A 16,897-nucleotide genomic window follows, 5' to 3' on the forward strand; every position below is an offset into this window, starting at 1 on the left:
AGTTTTTATGAGTAAAGCAGATATTGTCGTTGGAATCCAATGGGGTGATGAAGGTAAGGGCAAAATAGTAGATAAATTATGCGAAAATTATGATTATGTATGCAGAAGTGCAGGCGGACATAATGCGGGTCATACTATATGGGTCGATGGTATAAGATATGCTTTACATTTAGTTCCTTCTGGTGTTTTAAATAAACAATGTATTAATGTTATTGGAAATGGAGTTGTGGTTAATCCTGATGTATTAATTAGCGAAATGGCTCAATTTGAAAATTTAGAAGGAAGATTGTTTATAAGTGATAGAGCACATTTAAATTTAAATCATCATGCTTTAATTGATCAAGCAAGAGAAAGACTTAAGGGTGATAAGGCTATAGGTACAACTGGTAAAGGTATAGGGCCAAGTTATGAAGATAAAATTAGCCGTAATGGGCATAGAGTAGGTGAGCTTTTAGAGCCTGAAAAATTATGTGAGAATTTAATGAAAGATTTCGAACTTAAAAAGACTTATTTTGCTACACTTGGTGTTGATATGCCAAGTTATGAAGTGGTTTTAAAAGATTTAAAACGCTTTAAAGAAGTTTTAGCACCATATATTACAGATACTACAAGAATGCTTTGGAAGGCTTTAGATGAAGATAAAAAGGTGCTTTTAGAAGGTGCACAAGGTTCTATGCTTGATATTGATCATGGAACTTATCCTTATGTAACTAGTTCAACAACTATTTCAGCTGGAGCTTTAAGTGGTTTGGGATTAAATCCAAAGGAAATTGGAAAAGTTATAGGTATAGTAAAAGCTTATACAACAAGAGTAGGAAACGGAGCGTTTCCAAGTGAAGATTTAGGTGAAGATGGTGAAAAAATAGGACTTATTGGAAAAGAAATTGGTGTAAGTACTGGTAGAAAAAGAAGGTGTGGCTGGTTTGATGCGGTTGCTGTAAGATATACGGCAAGATTAAATGGTTTGGATACTTTGTCTTTAATGAAACTTGATGTTTTAGATGGATTTGAAAGCGTTAAGATTTGTAAAGCTTATGAGTATAAAGGACAAGAAATAGATTATGTGCCTTGTGACTTAGAAAACGCTAAACCTATTTATGAAGTAATGGAAGGCTGGGATAAAGTTGCAGGAATTAGAGATTATGATTTACTGCCTGAAAATGCAAAAAAATATATTAAACGCTTAGAAGAGTTAAGTGGAATAAAAGTAGGTTATATTTCTACAAGTCCTGAAAGAGAAGATACAATTATTTTATGAAAAGCAAATATTCTTCTGTGATTAAGCTTAGAAAACAACAGCTTGATAAGGCAGAAGCAAATTTAACAAAAACAAGACAAAAGCTTTTGCAGTGTGAAGAGGAACTCAAAGAAGCTTCTAAAACCTGTGAAAGTTTATCTTTAGCCAATAAAGGTTCAGTGATACTTTTAAAATCTTCTTTAAAAATGCAAGAAATAGCAAGAGAAGGTAAGCAAAGAATCAAACAAAAGTTAGATTTAACTCAAAAAGAACTCATGCATTATCAGCATTTGTATAAAAAAGCCCACTTAGAATTTGAAAAAATAAAAGTATTAGAAAATGAAGAATTAAAAAAAATTCAAAAGGCTTTACAAAAAGAAGAAGAAAAATTTATAGATGAGCTTGCCATAACAAGACATTTTAATAAGGATAAATAATGAAAAAAATAATATATCTATTAGTTTTTTTAAGTATTTTAAATGCACAGCAAAATTGCGAGAAATATTTTGAGGCAAGAAAAGAGCAAATGCAAGATCAAATAAGAGAATATGATGAAGCTAAACAAAATTTAGAAGCATATAAAGCGTCTTTTGAAGCTTTACAAAAAGAAAAAATGCAAGCTTTAGTTCAAAAAGAAGCTGATATTAATGCAAGTTTAGAGCAAATTAAAACTTTAAAAGAACAAAATGAGCGAATTTTAGAAGCAACTAAGCAAAATTTACAAACAATTAATGAGAAAACAATGGGACGCATTACAGAAATTTATGCCAAAATGAAGGATGTTGCAGTTGCTGGTATACTTAGTGAAATGGATAGCGAAGAAGCATCCAAAATTTTACTTTCACTTGATCCTAGAAAGATTTCTTCTATTATGGCTAAAATGGATCCTAAAAAAGCTTCAGATTTGACATTACTTTTAAAAAATTTAGATCAAAATGCAAGTTCGCAATAACTTTTAAGCAGTTTTTACCTTTTTTTTAGTATTATTTCAATAAAAATAAAAAGGTGAAAAAATGCGTATTAAACCAGCTCATATACCTTACATAGCAAATAAAATAATACTAGATTTAATGCATTCTTCTTTTGTTAAAATCAAAGATGACAACCAAAAACTTATAAAAATCACAAAAGAAATTTTAGAAATTGATGTGTTAAACGAACGTAAGCTTGATGAAAAAGCAAAAGAGCTTTTAGAAAGCCAAGAAGATGAAATTGAATTTATGCAAATAGACAGAAAAAATATGTTTTGGATGATCAAGAAAAAATTAGCAAGTGAATTTAAATTTATACTTGATAGTGAAGATAGATATAACAATATTTCACATAAAATTTTAAAAAATTTGATAGATGAAGATTTAATCAATTTCAATGTTTCTGAAAATCGTGTAAAAAATTTAATATTTTCAAGTATTATGGCTTACTTAAAAGAATATGAAAAATTAGAAGATGTAGTATATGAAAAAATTTCAAACTATAAAAGAAAACTTATTCCAGGCTCTGAAGAATATGAGTTGGTATTTGAAAAATTATATCAAGAAGAACTTAGAAAAAAAGGACTTTTATGAAAGCTTATATTTATATAGAAAACGATGTTTTTTTAAGTGCTAAGGCTTTTGGAGAAAGTGGAACTTTTTTTGGAGAACTTGTTTTTAATACTTCTTTAACAGGTTATCAAGAAATCATTTCAGATCCTTCTTACGCAGGACAATTTGTAGTATTTTCAATGCCTGAAATTGGTGTAGTTGGTGTAAATGATGAAGATAATGAAAGCAAAGAAGTATTTGCAAGTGGAATAATTGTGAGAGAATTAAATAAAGAGTATTCTAATTTTAGAGCAAATAATTCTTTAGATGCTTATATGAAAAAACATAAAAAAATAGGACTTTGCGAAATTGATACTAGATTTTTGGTAAAAATGATTAGAGATCAAGGTAATTTAAGAGCAGTTATATCTACTGAAATTAAAGACAAAGAAGAGCTTAAGAAAATACTTCTTTCTAGTGCTAAAATTGATGAGGTAAATTATGTAGCACAAGTTAGTACTAAAAACTCTTATATGCATAGTAAGGGTGCTTGGAATCATAGTAAAAAAGTTTATGAGAGCGTAAAAACAAGTGGCAAAAAAGTAGCTGTGATTGATTATGGTGTTAAAGAAAATATTTTAAATGAACTTGTAAATGTTGGGCTTGAAGTAGAAGTTTTTCCTTATAATACTAAGGCAAAAGATTTGATTGATTTATATCAAAAAGGTGTAATTCATGGTATATTTTTATCAAATGGACCAGGTGAGCCAAAAATTTTAAAAGATGAAATTACAGAGATTAAAAAACTAGCAGAGGCTAAAATTCCTATGCTAGGTATTTGTTTAGGACATCAACTTTTAAGCAATGCTTTTGGTTATGAAACTTATAAAATGAAATTTGGTCAACATGGTGCAAATCATCCAGTAATCAATCTTACAAATAATATAGTAGAAATTACAGCACAAAATCACAACTACAATGTCCCTGAAGAAATAGCAGAGGTTGCAACAATTACTCATAGAAATTTATTTGGTGATAATGTAGAGGGTGTAAGATATAAAAATTATCCTATTATATCAGTACAACACCATCCAGAAAGCTCATCAGGACCACATGAGAGTAAGTATATTTTTAAAGAATTTTTAGAGCTTTTGTGAATTTAGATTTTATTGCTTTAGCAAGTATAGCTTTTCTTTCAAGTTTTGGTCATTGTTATGGAATGTGTGGAGGTTTTGTTTTAGCCTACACTCAACTTGCAAAACAAATTAAACTTCCTTTTTTTATTTTGATTTTATCTTACCATTTTTCACGAATTTTTGCTTATATATGCCTAGGTGTTTTTTTTGGAATTTTTGGAAATTTGTTTAATTTTAATGAATTTGCAAAAGGGTTATTGTTTTTTAGCATTGGAATTTTTATGATGTTTTTGGCTATTGGTTTAATTTTTAAAGGAAAATTACTAGCTTTTTTTGAAAATTCTATATTTTTTGATTGTATTATAAGAAATAATATTCTTAAATTGATAAAACAAAAATCTCTAAAAAGCACTATTTTACTTGGTTTTTTAAATGGTTTTATTCCATGCGGTTTAGTTTATTTTTATATTGCATTTAGTATGAGTGTGCAAGATGTATATTTATCTATTTTGATTATGTTGATATTTGGACTTTCTACTCTACCTGCTCTTGTATTTTTTGCATATTTTTCTAAAACACTAAATGATAAATTTCAAAAAATATCAAGTTTCATTTCTTATGTTTTAATTTTTGCTTATGGTTTATATTTTTCCTATATTGGTTTTACTTTTACAAGATAGTTTATTAATAAATGATAAATACTTAAAATAGTTTAAGCAAAAAAAGATATTAATTGTCGTATAATACACAGATTGCTTATGCATAAAAAAAAATAAGGAGAGGAAATGCACCCAGGAAATGCATTGAACTATGACTATACGGTTGCTAAATATTTTATGTTTGCTACCTTATTGTTTGGTGTTATTGGTATGGCTATTGGAACATTTATTGCCTTTCAAATGGCATATCCAGATTTAAATTACTTAGCTGGTGAATATGGTACTTTTTCAAGACTTAGACCACTACATACTTCTGGTGTGATTTTTGGTTTTATGCTTTCAGGAATATGGGCTACTTGGTATTATATTGGTCAGCGCGTATTGAAAGTTAGCATGGCAGAATCAAGCTTTTTGATGTTTATTGGTAAATTACACTTTTGGCTTTATATGATTACTATGATTATAGCTGTGATTACTTTGTTTGCAGGTATTAGTACATCAAAAGAATATGCTGAACTTGAATGGCCACTTGATATATTAGTAGTTTTAATATGGGTTTTATGGGGTGTAAGTATTTTTGGACTTATTGGAATTCGCCGTGAAAAAACATTATATGTTTCGCTTTGGTATTATATAGCTACATTTTTAGGTATAGCAATGCTTTATTTATTTAATAATATGTCTGTACCTACTTATTTTGTAAGTGGAATGGGTGATTGGTGGCACAGTGTTTCTATGTATGCAGGAACAAATGATGCATTGGTTCAATGGTGGTATGGACATAATGCTGTCGCATTTGTATTTACTGTTGGTATTATTGCTCAAATTTATTATTTCCTACCAAAAGAAAGCGGACAGCCAATTTTTTCTTATAAATTATCATTATTTGCATTTTGGGGTTTAATGTTTGTTTATTTATGGGCCGGAGGTCATCACTTAATTTATTCAACTGTGCCTGATTGGATGCAAACTATGGGTTCTGTTTTCTCAGTGGTTCTTATTTTGCCTTCTTGGGGTTCGGCAATTAATATTTTGCTTACTATGAAAGGTGAGTGGGGTCAATTAAGAGAAAGTCCATTGATTAAATTTATGATTTTAGCTTCAACTTTTTATATGTTTTCAACTTTAGAAGGCCCAATTCTTTCAATTAAATCAGTAAATGCTTTAGCACATTTTACAGATTGGATTCCAGGACATGTTCATGATGGAACGCTTGGTTGGGTTGGCTTTATGACTATGGCAGCACTTTATCACATGGTGCCTAGAATGTTTAAAAGAGAACTATATAGTAAATCACTAATGGAAGCTCAATTTTGGATTCAAACTACAGGTATAGTATTGTATTTTAGTTCAATGTGGATAGCTGGTATTACTCAAGGTATGATGTGGAGAACAACTGATGAGTATGGTAACTTACTTTATACTTTCATTGATACTGTTGAAGCTATTATTCCTTATTATTGGATTAGAGCAATAGGTGGATTATTGTATCTAGTAGGCTTTTTTATGTTTATTTACAACATTTATAAATCAATCGTAGTAGGTAAAGTGCTTGATAAAGAGCCAAAAAGTGCTTCACCTATGGCAGCATAAGGAGGAAAAATATGTTTAGTTGGTTAGAAAAAAATCCATTCTTTTTTGCTGTAGCGGTATTTATTGTGATTGCTTATGCGGGAATTGTAGAAGTTTTACCTGATTTTGCACAAAATGCAAGACCAATTGAAGGAAAAAAACCTTATACTGTATTACAACTTGCAGGGCGTAATGCCTATATAAAAGAAAGCTGCAATGCATGTCATTCTCAACTTATTCGTCCTTTTAAATCAGAAACTGATCGTTATGGTATGTATTCGGTTAGTGGAGAATATGCTTATGATAGGCCATTCTTATGGGGTTCAAAAAGAACAGGACCTGATTTGTTGCGTATAGGCAATTTTAGAACTACTGATTGGCATGAAAACCATATGTGGGATCCAGTATCTGTAGTACCTGGTTCTATTATGCCAGCTTATAAGCATATGTTTAATAATAATGCAAATATAGAAACAGCTTATGCAGAAGCACTAACTGTAAAAAAAGTTTTCAATGTGCCTTATGATAGTGAAGATGGTACCAAACTTGGTACTTGGGAAGAAGCTCAAGCAGAAGTTAAAGCAGAAGCTCAAATTATCGTAGATCAGATGAAAAACCAAGATGTTAAAGATGCGTTTGCTAGAGGTGAAATTAGAGAAATCGTAGCATTGATTGCGTATCTTAATAGTTTAAAATAGGATGAAAAATGAATTTAGAACTAATAAGAGAGTTACAAGCTTATGGTTTTTTTGCTCTTGTAGTATTTTTAGTGGTAGTTTTGTATTCTTATTGGTTTCATTTATATAGATCTGAAAAAACAGGTAGAAGAAACTATGAAAAATATGCTGATTTAGCATTACATGATGAAATTAATGATCGTGTTTTAGAGCAAAATAAAAGGAGTGCTTAATGCAATGGTTGAATTTACAAGATAATGTTAATTTATTGTCTTTTATTGGAGCAATTCTTATCATCTTAATTACTCTTGTCGTGGTAGGAAAATTGTTTAAAAGTATGAAAGAAGAAAAAAGTCAAGGTGAGTTAAGCGAACATAACTGGGATGGTATAGGTGAATTTAAAAATCCTATACCACTTGGCTGGGCTGTAGTATTTTTCTTGTCAATCGTTTGGTGTATATGGTATTTTCTTTGGGGATATCCTTTAAATAGTTATTCTCAAATTGGTGAATATAATAAGGAAGTACAAGCACACAATGAAAAATTTGCACAAAAATTTGCGAATTTAAGTGCAAAAGATAAACAAGAAATGGGAAAGAATATCTTTTTGGTTCAATGTTCTTCTTGTCATGGAATTACAGGTGATGGTATTAATGGAAAAGCACAAAATCTTAATATATGGGGTTCGGAAGAAGGACTTATAGAAGTGATTACCAAAGGTTCTAAAGGTATGAATTATCCTATGGGTGAAATGTTAAGTGCAGCGGATAATGGTATAGATGAAGCTGATATCCCTGCAATTGCAGCTTATGTTGCTTCTGAAATTGCAGCAATTAAAAAAACCGAAAATCCTCAACTTGTTGCAAAGGGAAAAGAACTTTTTGTGACTTGTACAGTGTGCCATGGTGAAGATGGAAAAGGTACTATTGATGGTCAATTAGTGGCTCCAGACTTAACAAAATATGGTAGTGCTGAATTTGTCGTAGATGTTTTAAATCGAGGTAAAGCAGGAAGTATAGGCGTAATGCCTCATTTTAATAACGGATTATTAAATGAGCTTCAAAAAGAAGCAGTTAGCGAATATGCTATTTCTCTTTCAAGGAGCGAATAATGGAAAATTCAAATAGGTGTGTATTTTCACTTTCAGGTGTTAGTGGTATGCTGATAGCGACTGTTTTATTATTATCAATTTTAGCTGGACTTACTATTTGGGGTCTTAAAGCACAACAAGATGTTATGCAAAAACCATATAAATTGGAAAAAGCAGAGCAAATTAAAATGTTTGACTCTAAAAGAGAAGAACATATCATAATAAAGGAATGATTATGGCAAAAGTTCTTGAATACTTAATTATAGCTGGCCTTGTTGTAGCTGCTGGAATTACTGCTTGGTCGGTTTTAACCGCAAACCATCTTTTTATAGGATGATCAATATATTTAAAGGCGGTTTTTTAACCGCCATTTTTATTTGTTTTACTAATTTCTCATATGCTGAAATTTTATTAAATGATAATATATTAAATACCGCGATAGAGCAAAATATCTCTATGAGTTCTAAGCAAATATATGAATTAACTGGTGTTAATATAGCTTTGGCTTTAAGTGATAAAAAAGATTTTGATAGCTTGAAAAATTATGAGGCTAATTTAAGTAAGCCTTATATTTTGCTTATATTTTCTAAGGTTTCACATAAGGTTGATATACTTGCAAGTGATGATGCTTTAAAATTTTTTGATAAAGAAGCGGTGTTAAGTCCTTATCCTGAACAAGGAACAATTTTGCCTATACTTGCAAACCCTAAACAAAAAGATATTTATAATGCAGCAATTTTAAATGGTTATGCAGATATCGCTGATCAAGTTGCAAATCATTTTAAGATTAAGCCTTTTTATGGAAATTCAAATCGTGATACTTTAAATATTATGCGGATTTTAATTTATGGCTTTTTATGTGTTGCTATTTTAATGTTAGTTCAAAGAAAAGTTAAAAGGAGAAGATAAATGCAAAATCAAAAAACCTTTTGGCCATATGGAATTTTGATTTCTTTATTTCTTATTGTACTTGCTTGTATTATCACCATCTTTGTTGCAAGTAAAGCTCCGGTGTATGAAGATAATTTTTATTTTGATTCTTATCAAAATGTAGAATTAAATTATAATGAAATTCAAAAAAATCAAAAGACTTTTGATGAAAATTTTAAACTAAGTATAAAAGACAAAGAAAGTTTTATGCATAAGAAAAATCAAGTTTATTATATTAATGAAGGACAAAATGAACTTAGAGTTAGTGTTGATAATTTAAGAAATTTTGATTTAAACAAACTTCAAATTCAAGCTTTACTTTCACGCCCACATACAAGTGAGAATGATAAAAAATTACAAGCAATTATAGATGGAAGTGATTTAGTATTTAATTTTAATATCAAAGAAAAAGGTGTATGGCAATTACTTGTAAAAATCACTCAAGATAAAAATAGCATAGGTTTTTTTAAATTCTTTTTACAGACTAAATAATGAAACTTTTTGTTTTTAGCTCATTAAGAGCTTTAAGAAAATATTATGAGAAAAAATTACAAGTAGATACTTTGGTAGATTCAGCTATGAGTATAGCTGAATTCATACAAAAGATAGTATTTTCTAAATATTTTCAAGCAACACATTATGAATGTTTGCTTTTGATGAAAAAAGCTTGTGAGCAAACTAAAAATTTAGAACTAAGCTTAAAAATACCAAGTAATTTTTTTGCGTTTTTAAAAAATAATGCTTATTTGTTTAGTTTTTTTAAAGAGTTAAGTTTAGAAAAAAAAGATATTAATTCATTAAAATTTTACGATGCATATGCACAATATGATGAACATTTACAAATTTTAGAAGAACTTTTTAAAAACTATCTTACCCTATTAAAAGAGCAAAATTTATATGATGATATTTCTTTGCCGTTAGATTATGAAATCAATACTGATTTTTTAAAAAATTATGATGAGATTATTTTTGATTTTCAAGGTTTTTTAAATGCTTTTGAAGTGGAGCTTTTGTTAAAAGTTAAGGAAGTGCTTCCTTTTAAAGTGCAGTTTAATTGCACTAAATTTAACAAAGATTTTTTGAATACTCTTAGTTTTTTGCAAGGATTTTCTCTTAAAGAAAATCATACCTATTTGTTTGATTTAAATCAAAAAGTAATTTTAAAAGAAGAGAGTTTTTTTAAAGAATGCAAAATTAGCTATAAAAGTTTTCATCTAAGATCTTTACAAGCTGCTTTTGTTTTTGAAAAAATCAATTCTTTTTTAAAAGCAGGTGTTTGTGCAAAAGATATTGTAGTGATTACTCCTGATGAGAATTTCGTAGATATTTTAAGACTTTATGATAAAAACAATGTTTTAAACTATGCAAGTGGAGAAAGTATCAAAAACACACTTTTTTATCACAGATTAAAGTCTTTGTATGAAAGTGCTAAAGATGATGAGTTTGAATATGAAGAAAATGAAGAGTTTTATGAAAGGTATAATTTAAACAAGCATTTATGTAATTTACATTTTTTTCCTTCTAATATTGATTTTATGGAATTTAAAAAGCTTTTTGATAAAAATATTACTTTTGATTTTTTTGAAAATTTTATTTTAGCTTTGATGGAAGATAGTAGTGAAGAGCTTAAAAATTATATTTATCAAGAGCTTCTTTTTATTAAAGAACTTATAAAAACTCATGAATTAAGTTTTGTACAAATTTTAGAATTATTTTTTATGCAAATTGATAGCATAAGATTAAGCAATGTTGGCGGTGGAGAAGTTACCGTAATGGGGCTTTTAGAAAGCAGGGGGCTTAGTTTTGATGGGGTAATTATAGTGGATTTTAATGATGAATTTATCCCAAAAAGGGTTTCTAGTGAGTTATTTTTAAATAATGAAATTCGTAAAAAATCAGGACTTATTACTCATGCACAAAGAGAAAATTTGCAAAGACATTATTATTATATGTTAATAGCTAAGGCAAAATTAGTTGGAATTTCTTATGTTGAAAATGAAGAAAGAATTAAGTCAAGATTTTTAAGTGAGCTTGATTTTCCACTTAGTGAAGATAAAATTTATAGTAATAAAGCTTATGTAAAATACTTTCAAACTTACACATGTACTTTTAATCTTGAGCCTATTACAAGTATTAAAGCAAAGCATGATTATTTTCAAGATGATCTTTCTTTTTCAAGACTTCATCAATTGATTAATTATGGTTTGGATTATTATTATAAATATGTTTTAGGATTAAAAGAACCAAAAGTTTTAGATGATAATCTTAGGGCAAATGAACTAGGAAGTTTTATTCATAAAGCTTTAGAAGAATACTATAATCAAAATAAAAAATTAAGATATTTTGACTATGAAAAATTTATAGATATAGTTAAGAATTTAAAAGACTATAAAATTGATGCTTTGAATTTAGCTTCAATACAAGTAATGTTTAAAGAATTTCAAATCCTTGAAAATGAACATTTTAATCAAGGTTATATGGTAGAAAAATGTGAATTTTTGCAAAAAAAAGAATTTACTACAGAAAATGGAGTAAAAATAATCGCTTTTGGGCGTTTAGATAGAATAGATAATAATAACTATGAAAGATTGATTATAGATTATAAAACGGGCAAGGTAGATGAAAAATCTTATCAACTAGCTTTTTATAGATTTTTGTTAGAAGAAAATCATACATTAGCAAATATAAAAACTTGTTTTTATGATTTAAAAAATATGAAAATTATATATGAAGATGCTAAAAGTAAAAGTGTACAAGAGTTAAAAAAATTGCTAAATGAACTTTCCAAAGAGCCCTTAGAAAAAGAATTTTCTAATCAAAAAAACGACAATACTTATAGTCCTTATACCATGCTTTATAAAAAGGAGTTTAAGCTTTGAGTTATCATTTTGAGCCTTTTTTAGCTTTGGAAGCTAGTGCAGGAAGTGGGAAAACCTTTGCATTAAGTGTTCGTTTTGTAGCTTTGGTTTTAATGGGAGCTAAGATTAATGAAATTTTAGCTCTTACTTTTACCAACAAAGCTACAAGCGAGATGAAAGAAAGAATTTTCAAAACTTTTTTAGAATTTGATTTACTTGAAAATGGAGAAAATAAAGCAGAGTGTAATGAGCTTATAAAAATGCTAGGTAAAAGCAAAAATGAGCTTGTAGCTTTAAGAGAAAAATACAAAGATGAGTTTTTAAGATCAAAACTTAATATTTATACTTTTGATAGCTTTTTTTCGCAAATCATTCGTTCTTTTGCTTTAAATTTAGGTTTTATGAGTGATTTTGAGATTATAGAAAGTCATGATAGTTATAAAAATTTTATTGCTAAATTAAATGAAGAAGAATTAAGAGCTTTAGCTTATTATATCGTTCAAACTCAAAGCAAAAGTGATTTTTTGAAAAATCTTGAAAGTTTATATGAAAGATCTTGTGAGATTAATCCTAGTTTAAACGCTCACTTTCCAAGCAAAATTATTTTAGAAAAAAGCCTTGATAAATTTATAGCTTATGCAAGAAATTTAAGCACAGATAAAAACTATCAAAAAAATTTTGAATTTGAAAACATAGAAGATTTTTTTACTAAGCCTATCATTAGTAATTTAGATAAAAATTATTTTAAAAAAGTCATTGATAATGAATTTATGCAAAAAAGAGCAGAGTTTTTACAAAGTGCAAAAGAGTATTTTACTCAAATGGAAAATTATCGTATTAGTATGCTTGCAAAACTTTTGGAGCATTTTAAAGAAGCAAGAAATGAAAATTCCACCAAACAAAATGCACTAACTTTTTCAGATATAGCTTTAAAAACTTATGAGTTAATCAGCGATGAAACCAATAAAGATTTGATTTATTTTAGACTTGATGGCTATATATCGCATTTGTTAATCGATGAATTCCAAGATACTAATGTATTACAATATCAAATTTTAAAGCCTATTATAGCTGAACTTGTATCAGGTGAAGGTGTAAAAAAAGATAGAAGTTTTTTTTATGTAGGCGATAAAAAACAAAGTATATATGGTTTTAGAGGGGGTAAAAAAGAGCTTTTTGATAAACTTTTAAAAGACTTTCCACAGATTAAGTTAGAGCATTTAGATACTAATTATCGTAGTAGAAAAATCATTGTTGATTATGTAAATGAAGTTTTTAAAGATAAATTTTTTGATAGCTTTTTAAATCCTAGTTTTACTTTGCAAAAAAGCATTAAAGAAGGTGGATATGTGGAAGTTTTGCAAAATCATGTCCCACCAAAAAGTCCTTTATATGAAGCAAGTGGCAAAGAAGTTTTAAAAATCATTCAAAGACTTTTAGAAAAAGGTGTAAAGCTTAATGAAATTTGTATTTTAGTGTGGATTAATAAAGATGCAACTTTAATGAAAGAATTTCTTGAAGAAAATAATATAAAAGCTTATACACAGAGCAATGTAGCTTTGTTAGATTGTATTAGTGTGAGAGTGCTTTTTGAGTATGCAAAAGCTTGTGTACTTAAAGATGAGTTTAGCTTGTATTTTGTAAATAGTATTTTAGAAAAAGAATTCGAGTTTATCACACTTGATTTAAACCGCAGTGTAGGCGAGATTTTAAAATACCTAGTGTATGTTTTAAAACTTGATTTAAGTGATATTAATCTCATTGCGTATTTAGAATACGCTAGTGCTTTTGATAATTTTTTTGATTTTTTATTTACTCCGTGTGAATTAAAATCTTTACAAGCTCAAGATGATGGTGTGATTATTATGACCGTGCATAAGTCTAAAGGACTTGAATTTGAAAATTTAATTGTGCTTGATAGATTTAGTAAAAAAGCTCCAGATAATGATACTTTGCTTTTTGATTATGATTTAGAGCAAGGTTGGGAGGTAAAATACAGACATAGTGCTAGAATCCATCTTAAAGATCAAAGTTACAATGCCTTTTTAGCAAAAAGAGAAAAACTCCAAGCAGAAGATGAGATAAATTGTCTATATGTAGCACTTACTAGAGCAAAAAATTCTCTTTTTATTATAAAAAATGATGAGAATTTTACAGGCTTTAAAGGATATTTTAAAGACTATGAAGAAAAGCAAATAGGCATTTTAGAGCAAAAACTTTCAAATCCAAACGAGTTTATAGAAAATTTAGAGCAAATAGAAAACTTTGAAGAATTTCAAAAGGTAAATTTACAAGAAGTTAAAATTAAAAGCCATCTTTCAAGTGTGCAAATACATTTTGGCTTGGCTTTGCATGAATTTTTGCAATATTTTGATTTTAACACTAAAAGCAATTTCGAATTTTGTAAGCAAATGGTGTATAAAAAATATCGTTTTTATTTAGATGATGAAGGTTTTAATGAGCTTTTTAAAAGACTTACTATGCTTTTAAAAGATGAGAGTTTTAACACTCTTTTAGCAGGTAAAAAGCTACTAAAAGAGCAAATCATCACTTATAAAGGCGAGCAAAAACAGCTTGATATGCTTGCATTTGATGATAATGAAGCTATCATTATAGACTATAAAACGGGTTTAAATTTAAATGAGCATAAAAAACAAGTTTTACTTTATAAAGAAGCCATAGAAAAAATCTTAGCTAAAACTTCCACTAAGGCTTTTTTAGTGTATGTTTTAAAGGATAAAGTGGAGATAGTGGAGGTTTAATAATCTATTTTATCAAATTTAGGTTTTATTATAACTTTCCCTTTTTTATCTATAAAACCATATTTCTCATTTATTTCAATTCTTGCTAAACCTTTGTTAAAACTCCAAGCACCATCAAATTTAGGTTTTATTATAATTTTCCCTTTTTTATCTATAAAACCATATTTCCCATTTATTACAATTCTTGCTAAACCCTCTTTAAATTCCCAAATACTATCAAAATCAATTTTAGGCTCCGCTACAATTTCTCCACTTTTATTTATAATTTTATACTTTTCATTTAATTTGATAATTGCCAAACCATCACTAAAATACGAAGTATTATCAAGTTCTGGTTTTATTATAACTTTTCCATTTTGATTAATAAATCCATACTTTCCATTTAATTCGATAATTGCTAAACCTTCACTAAAATTCCAAGCACCATCAAATTTAGGTTTTATTACAATTTTCCCACTTTTGTCTATAAAACCCCATTTTTGATTTAGTTTAACACCAGCTAAACCTTCACTAAATTCTTTAACATCATCAATTTTGGGTTCAACTATAACTTTTCCACTTTGATTAATAAATCCATATTTTCCATTTAATTCTACAATTGCTAAACCTTCACTAAAACCATAAATATGATCAAATTTTGGTTCTACTATAACTTTTCCATTTTTATTTACGAGACCATATTTTTTATCTAGTTCAATTGCTAAACCTTTGTTAAAACTCCAAGCATTATCAAATTTAGGTTTTATAACAAATTCTCCATTTTTATCTATAAATCCATATTTTTCATTTAATTCAATAGCTGCCAAACCATTGCTAAAATCCCAAGCATCATCAAATTTAGGTTTTATAACAAATTCTCCATTTTTATCTATAAATCCATATTTTCCATTTAGTCTAACACTAGCCAAACCTTCACTAAATCTCTGAGCATAATCAAATTTTTCAATCGCAACTTCACCGTTTTTATCTAAAAAACTCCATTTTCCATTGATTTTAACTCTTATTAAATTACCATTCATAAATATATTAGCAAAGCAAGCTTTACTATCTCCCTTGTCGCATTTTTCTTTGTAGATAGTTTGGAGTATTTTACAACTTGCTTCATCGCTGTGGCATTTACTTTCAAGTTCGCTTATGTAAATTCGGCTATATTTTCCACCATAAAAATACTGATACACACTAGCTAAAGCTATCAAAAACAAAATCATCACACTAGCTATGATTTTACTTTTGTGTTTTGTGATGAATTCTTTTCTTCGTTTGAGTTTCTTTTCTCTTTCTTCTTGGGCTATTTTTATCTCTTCTTCGATTTTCTTTTTTCTTTCTTCTTCTAATCTTTTTAATTCTTCTTGTCTTTTTCTTTCTTTTTCTAGTTTTTCTTGTGCTTGTGGATCGTATAGTTCATTACTTCCACATTCTTTACAAAATTTAGCTACATCTAAATTTTTCATATTACAGCGTTTGCAAATAAGCATCATATACCCCTTGCTTGTTTTATGATTTCATAGGCTTGGTTGATTTTTTTCATCATCTCTTGAGTTATCTTTAAAAGTTCAGGTGGGAGTTCTTTAGAATGAAGGTTATCATAGTGGTATTCTTTAGCTAGTTTTCTATAACTTTTCTTTATACTTTCAAAATCATCATTTGGATGAGAATTTAAAATTTCATAGGCTTGTTCTAGGGTGATTTTTACTTCATCTTGGTGTTTTTCTTGTTTTTGCTGAGTGTTTTCATGTGTGAAATTATAAATTTGCTCATATCTTATTTTTATTTCTCTAAAGCTTATGAGGTTTAACCCAAGTCCTATGATGATATTTTCCATTAAGGTGTTTTCATTTGCACTCATTTGTTTATCATAATATATTAGATCAAGCAATAAACATATAAGAAAATCCGCTTCTTCCTTGCTTATACGTATATTAGAGCAAAGCTCACTAATGCTTCTGCCTTGATTTTTCTCATACTCAAAAATACTTGCATAAGTATTTCTAAAGCCACTATACTCTTTAGTATAAAACATTTCTATCTTATCAAGTAAAGAAGATATAAATTTAGATAAATTTTGAGTAATGATTTTATTATCTACTTTGGCAACTTTTGCTAAAAAAGCAACTATAATAGCAGGATTTTTACTATAAATATAATCAAATTTTTGTCTTACAACATGGTATAATTCTTTTCCGCAAAATATACAAAATTTAGCGTCTTTATCAGGATTAAATTCTGAGCAGTGTTTGCAAATTCTATATTCTTGAGCTTCAAATTTTAAAGAAAACAAAATAAAACCTTATTTTAAATATAATAAAAAGTTATTTTACAAAGAACTTACTTAAAATGTGCTATTTTGCTTTTATCTATAAGAATTAATCAAAATATTTAAACTTTAAATATTCTTAAATTAAGTATTAATTAAGCTAAAATAATTATAATCTCATTTTTAAAAAAATTTTTGG

Annotated in this window: 17 protein-coding genes and 2 pseudogenes; 15 read left to right on the top strand and 4 right to left on the bottom strand. The window is 28.1% G+C overall.

Annotated elements, in window-relative coordinates; translation table 11 throughout:
• The first annotated feature begins 7 nt into the window (after positions 1-7).
• The 15 genes from CAQ16704_RS01895 to CAQ16704_RS01965 all read left to right on the top strand — a co-directional run bounded on the left by CAQ16704_RS01895 (position 8) and on the right by CAQ16704_RS01965 (position 14,444).
• Positions 8-1,258, top strand: coding sequence for an adenylosuccinate synthase (locus CAQ16704_RS01895; protein ID WP_039666646.1), 1,251 nt, complete (start codon positions 8-10; stop codon positions 1,256-1,258).
• Entirely contained in the window at positions 1,255-1,674 is a 420-nt protein-coding gene (locus CAQ16704_RS01900; RefSeq protein WP_039666647.1) for a flagellar FliJ family protein, read from the top strand. The genes CAQ16704_RS01895 and CAQ16704_RS01900 overlap by 4 nt, the downstream gene beginning before the upstream one ends.
• Positions 1,671-2,189 (top strand): MotE family protein, encoded by a 519-nt coding sequence (locus tag CAQ16704_RS01905; protein ID WP_039666648.1) that lies wholly within the window; start codon positions 1,671-1,673, stop codon positions 2,187-2,189. The genes CAQ16704_RS01900 and CAQ16704_RS01905 overlap by 4 nt, the downstream gene beginning before the upstream one ends.
• 61 nt (positions 2,190-2,250) lie before the next feature.
• Positions 2,251-2,802, top strand: a complete 552-nt coding sequence (locus tag CAQ16704_RS01910) for a DUF507 family protein (RefSeq protein ID WP_039666649.1) — start codon at positions 2,251-2,253, stop codon at positions 2,800-2,802.
• Positions 2,799-3,917, top strand: coding sequence for a glutamine-hydrolyzing carbamoyl-phosphate synthase small subunit (gene carA, locus CAQ16704_RS01915; protein WP_039666650.1), 1,119 nt, complete (start codon positions 2,799-2,801; stop codon positions 3,915-3,917). The genes CAQ16704_RS01910 and carA overlap by 4 nt, the downstream gene beginning before the upstream one ends.
• Positions 3,914-4,576: a sulfite exporter TauE/SafE family protein gene (locus CAQ16704_RS01920; RefSeq protein ID WP_039666651.1), complete on the top strand. Its 663-nt coding sequence runs from the start codon at positions 3,914-3,916 to the stop codon at positions 4,574-4,576. Before carA ends, CAQ16704_RS01920 begins: the two co-directional genes overlap by 4 nt.
• A 105-nt stretch (positions 4,577-4,681) precedes the next feature.
• The gene (gene ccoN / locus CAQ16704_RS01925) at positions 4,682-6,148 is read left to right on the top strand and encodes a cytochrome-c oxidase, cbb3-type subunit I (protein WP_039666652.1); all 1,467 of its coding nucleotides are present in this window, start codon (positions 4,682-4,684) and stop codon (positions 6,146-6,148) included.
• Positions 6,149-6,159: 11 nt separating this feature from the next.
• A complete protein-coding gene (ccoO, locus tag CAQ16704_RS01930; protein ID WP_039666653.1) occupies positions 6,160-6,825 on the top strand; it encodes a cytochrome-c oxidase, cbb3-type subunit II in 666 nt (221 codons plus the stop codon).
• Positions 6,826-6,833: 8 nt separating this feature from the next.
• Positions 6,834-7,037, top strand: a complete 204-nt coding sequence (locus CAQ16704_RS01935; RefSeq protein WP_039666654.1) for a cytochrome c oxidase, cbb3-type, CcoQ subunit — start codon at positions 6,834-6,836, stop codon at positions 7,035-7,037.
• The gene (gene ccoP, locus CAQ16704_RS01940) at positions 7,037-7,915 is read left to right on the top strand and encodes a cytochrome-c oxidase, cbb3-type subunit III (RefSeq protein WP_039666655.1); all 879 of its coding nucleotides are present in this window, start codon (positions 7,037-7,039) and stop codon (positions 7,913-7,915) included. The genes CAQ16704_RS01935 and ccoP overlap by 1 nt, the downstream gene beginning before the upstream one ends.
• Entirely contained in the window at positions 7,915-8,127 is a 213-nt protein-coding gene (locus CAQ16704_RS01945) for a DUF4006 family protein (RefSeq protein ID WP_039666656.1), read from the top strand. The genes ccoP and CAQ16704_RS01945 overlap by 1 nt, the downstream gene beginning before the upstream one ends.
• A 223-nt stretch (positions 8,128-8,350) precedes the next feature.
• On the top strand, positions 8,351-8,803 hold the full coding sequence (locus CAQ16704_RS01950; protein WP_235361616.1) for a hypothetical protein: 453 nt from the start codon (positions 8,351-8,353) through the stop codon (positions 8,801-8,803).
• Positions 8,804-9,316 (top strand): FixH family protein, encoded by a 513-nt coding sequence (locus CAQ16704_RS01955; protein ID WP_039666658.1) that lies wholly within the window; start codon positions 8,804-8,806, stop codon positions 9,314-9,316.
• Positions 9,316-11,703: an AddAB recombination complex, helicase AddB gene (locus CAQ16704_RS01960; protein ID WP_039666659.1), complete on the top strand. Its 2,388-nt coding sequence runs from the start codon at positions 9,316-9,318 to the stop codon at positions 11,701-11,703. Before CAQ16704_RS01955 ends, CAQ16704_RS01960 begins: the two co-directional genes overlap by 1 nt.
• Positions 11,700-14,444 (top strand): AddAB recombination complex, helicase AddA, encoded by a 2,745-nt coding sequence (locus CAQ16704_RS01965; protein WP_039666660.1) that lies wholly within the window; start codon positions 11,700-11,702, stop codon positions 14,442-14,444. Before CAQ16704_RS01960 ends, CAQ16704_RS01965 begins: the two co-directional genes overlap by 4 nt.
• On the opposite strand, the gene CAQ16704_RS08585 is transcribed toward CAQ16704_RS01965, so the two are convergent.
• From CAQ16704_RS08585 to CAQ16704_RS01980, 4 genes and pseudogenes are all read right to left on the bottom strand, one after another.
• Positions 14,441-14,839, bottom strand: coding sequence for a WG repeat-containing protein (locus CAQ16704_RS08585; protein WP_442856718.1), 399 nt, complete (start codon positions 14,837-14,839; stop codon positions 14,441-14,443). The two genes, CAQ16704_RS01965 and CAQ16704_RS08585, sit on opposite strands and share 4 nt — an antisense overlap.
• Positions 14,828-15,112: pseudogene (locus tag CAQ16704_RS08590) on the bottom strand (WG repeat-containing protein); the annotation flags it as partial. The pseudogene CAQ16704_RS08590 and the gene CAQ16704_RS08585, both read right to left, overlap by 12 nt.
• Before the next feature lie 39 nt (positions 15,113-15,151).
• A pseudogene (locus CAQ16704_RS08595) lies at positions 15,152-15,922 on the bottom strand (WG repeat-containing protein); the annotation flags it as partial.
• On the bottom strand, positions 15,919-16,722 hold the full coding sequence (locus tag CAQ16704_RS01980) for a DnaJ domain-containing protein (protein WP_082020047.1): 804 nt from the start codon (positions 16,720-16,722) through the stop codon (positions 15,919-15,921). The pseudogene CAQ16704_RS08595 and the gene CAQ16704_RS01980, both read right to left, overlap by 4 nt.
• Between the last annotated feature and the right edge of the window lie 175 nt (positions 16,723-16,897).

Origin of the sequence: Campylobacter sp. RM16704, assembly GCF_000816245.1 — a bacterium.
Taxonomy (GTDB): Bacteria; Campylobacterota; Campylobacteria; order Campylobacterales; family Campylobacteraceae; genus Campylobacter_D.

Coding starts and splice junctions, on each gene's coding strand:
- CAQ16704_RS01895 (WP_039666646.1), top strand. CDS start 8: ATGAGTAAAGCAGATATTGTCGTTGGAATCCAATGGGGTGATGAAGGT.
- CAQ16704_RS01900 (WP_039666647.1), top strand. CDS start 1,255: ATGAAAAGCAAATATTCTTCTGTGATTAAGCTTAGAAAACAACAGCTT.
- CAQ16704_RS01910 (WP_039666649.1), top strand. CDS start 2,251: ATGCGTATTAAACCAGCTCATATACCTTACATAGCAAATAAAATAATA.
- carA (WP_039666650.1), top strand. CDS start 2,799: ATGAAAGCTTATATTTATATAGAAAACGATGTTTTTTTAAGTGCTAAG.
- ccoN (WP_039666652.1), top strand. CDS start 4,682: ATGCACCCAGGAAATGCATTGAACTATGACTATACGGTTGCTAAATAT.
- ccoO (WP_039666653.1), top strand. CDS start 6,160: ATGTTTAGTTGGTTAGAAAAAAATCCATTCTTTTTTGCTGTAGCGGTA.
- CAQ16704_RS01935 (WP_039666654.1), top strand. CDS start 6,834: ATGAATTTAGAACTAATAAGAGAGTTACAAGCTTATGGTTTTTTTGCT.
- ccoP (WP_039666655.1), top strand. CDS start 7,037: ATGCAATGGTTGAATTTACAAGATAATGTTAATTTATTGTCTTTTATT.
- CAQ16704_RS01945 (WP_039666656.1), top strand. CDS start 7,915: ATGGAAAATTCAAATAGGTGTGTATTTTCACTTTCAGGTGTTAGTGGT.
- CAQ16704_RS01950 (WP_235361616.1), top strand. CDS start 8,351: ATGAGTTCTAAGCAAATATATGAATTAACTGGTGTTAATATAGCTTTG.
- CAQ16704_RS01955 (WP_039666658.1), top strand. CDS start 8,804: ATGCAAAATCAAAAAACCTTTTGGCCATATGGAATTTTGATTTCTTTA.
- CAQ16704_RS01960 (WP_039666659.1), top strand. CDS start 9,316: ATGAAACTTTTTGTTTTTAGCTCATTAAGAGCTTTAAGAAAATATTAT.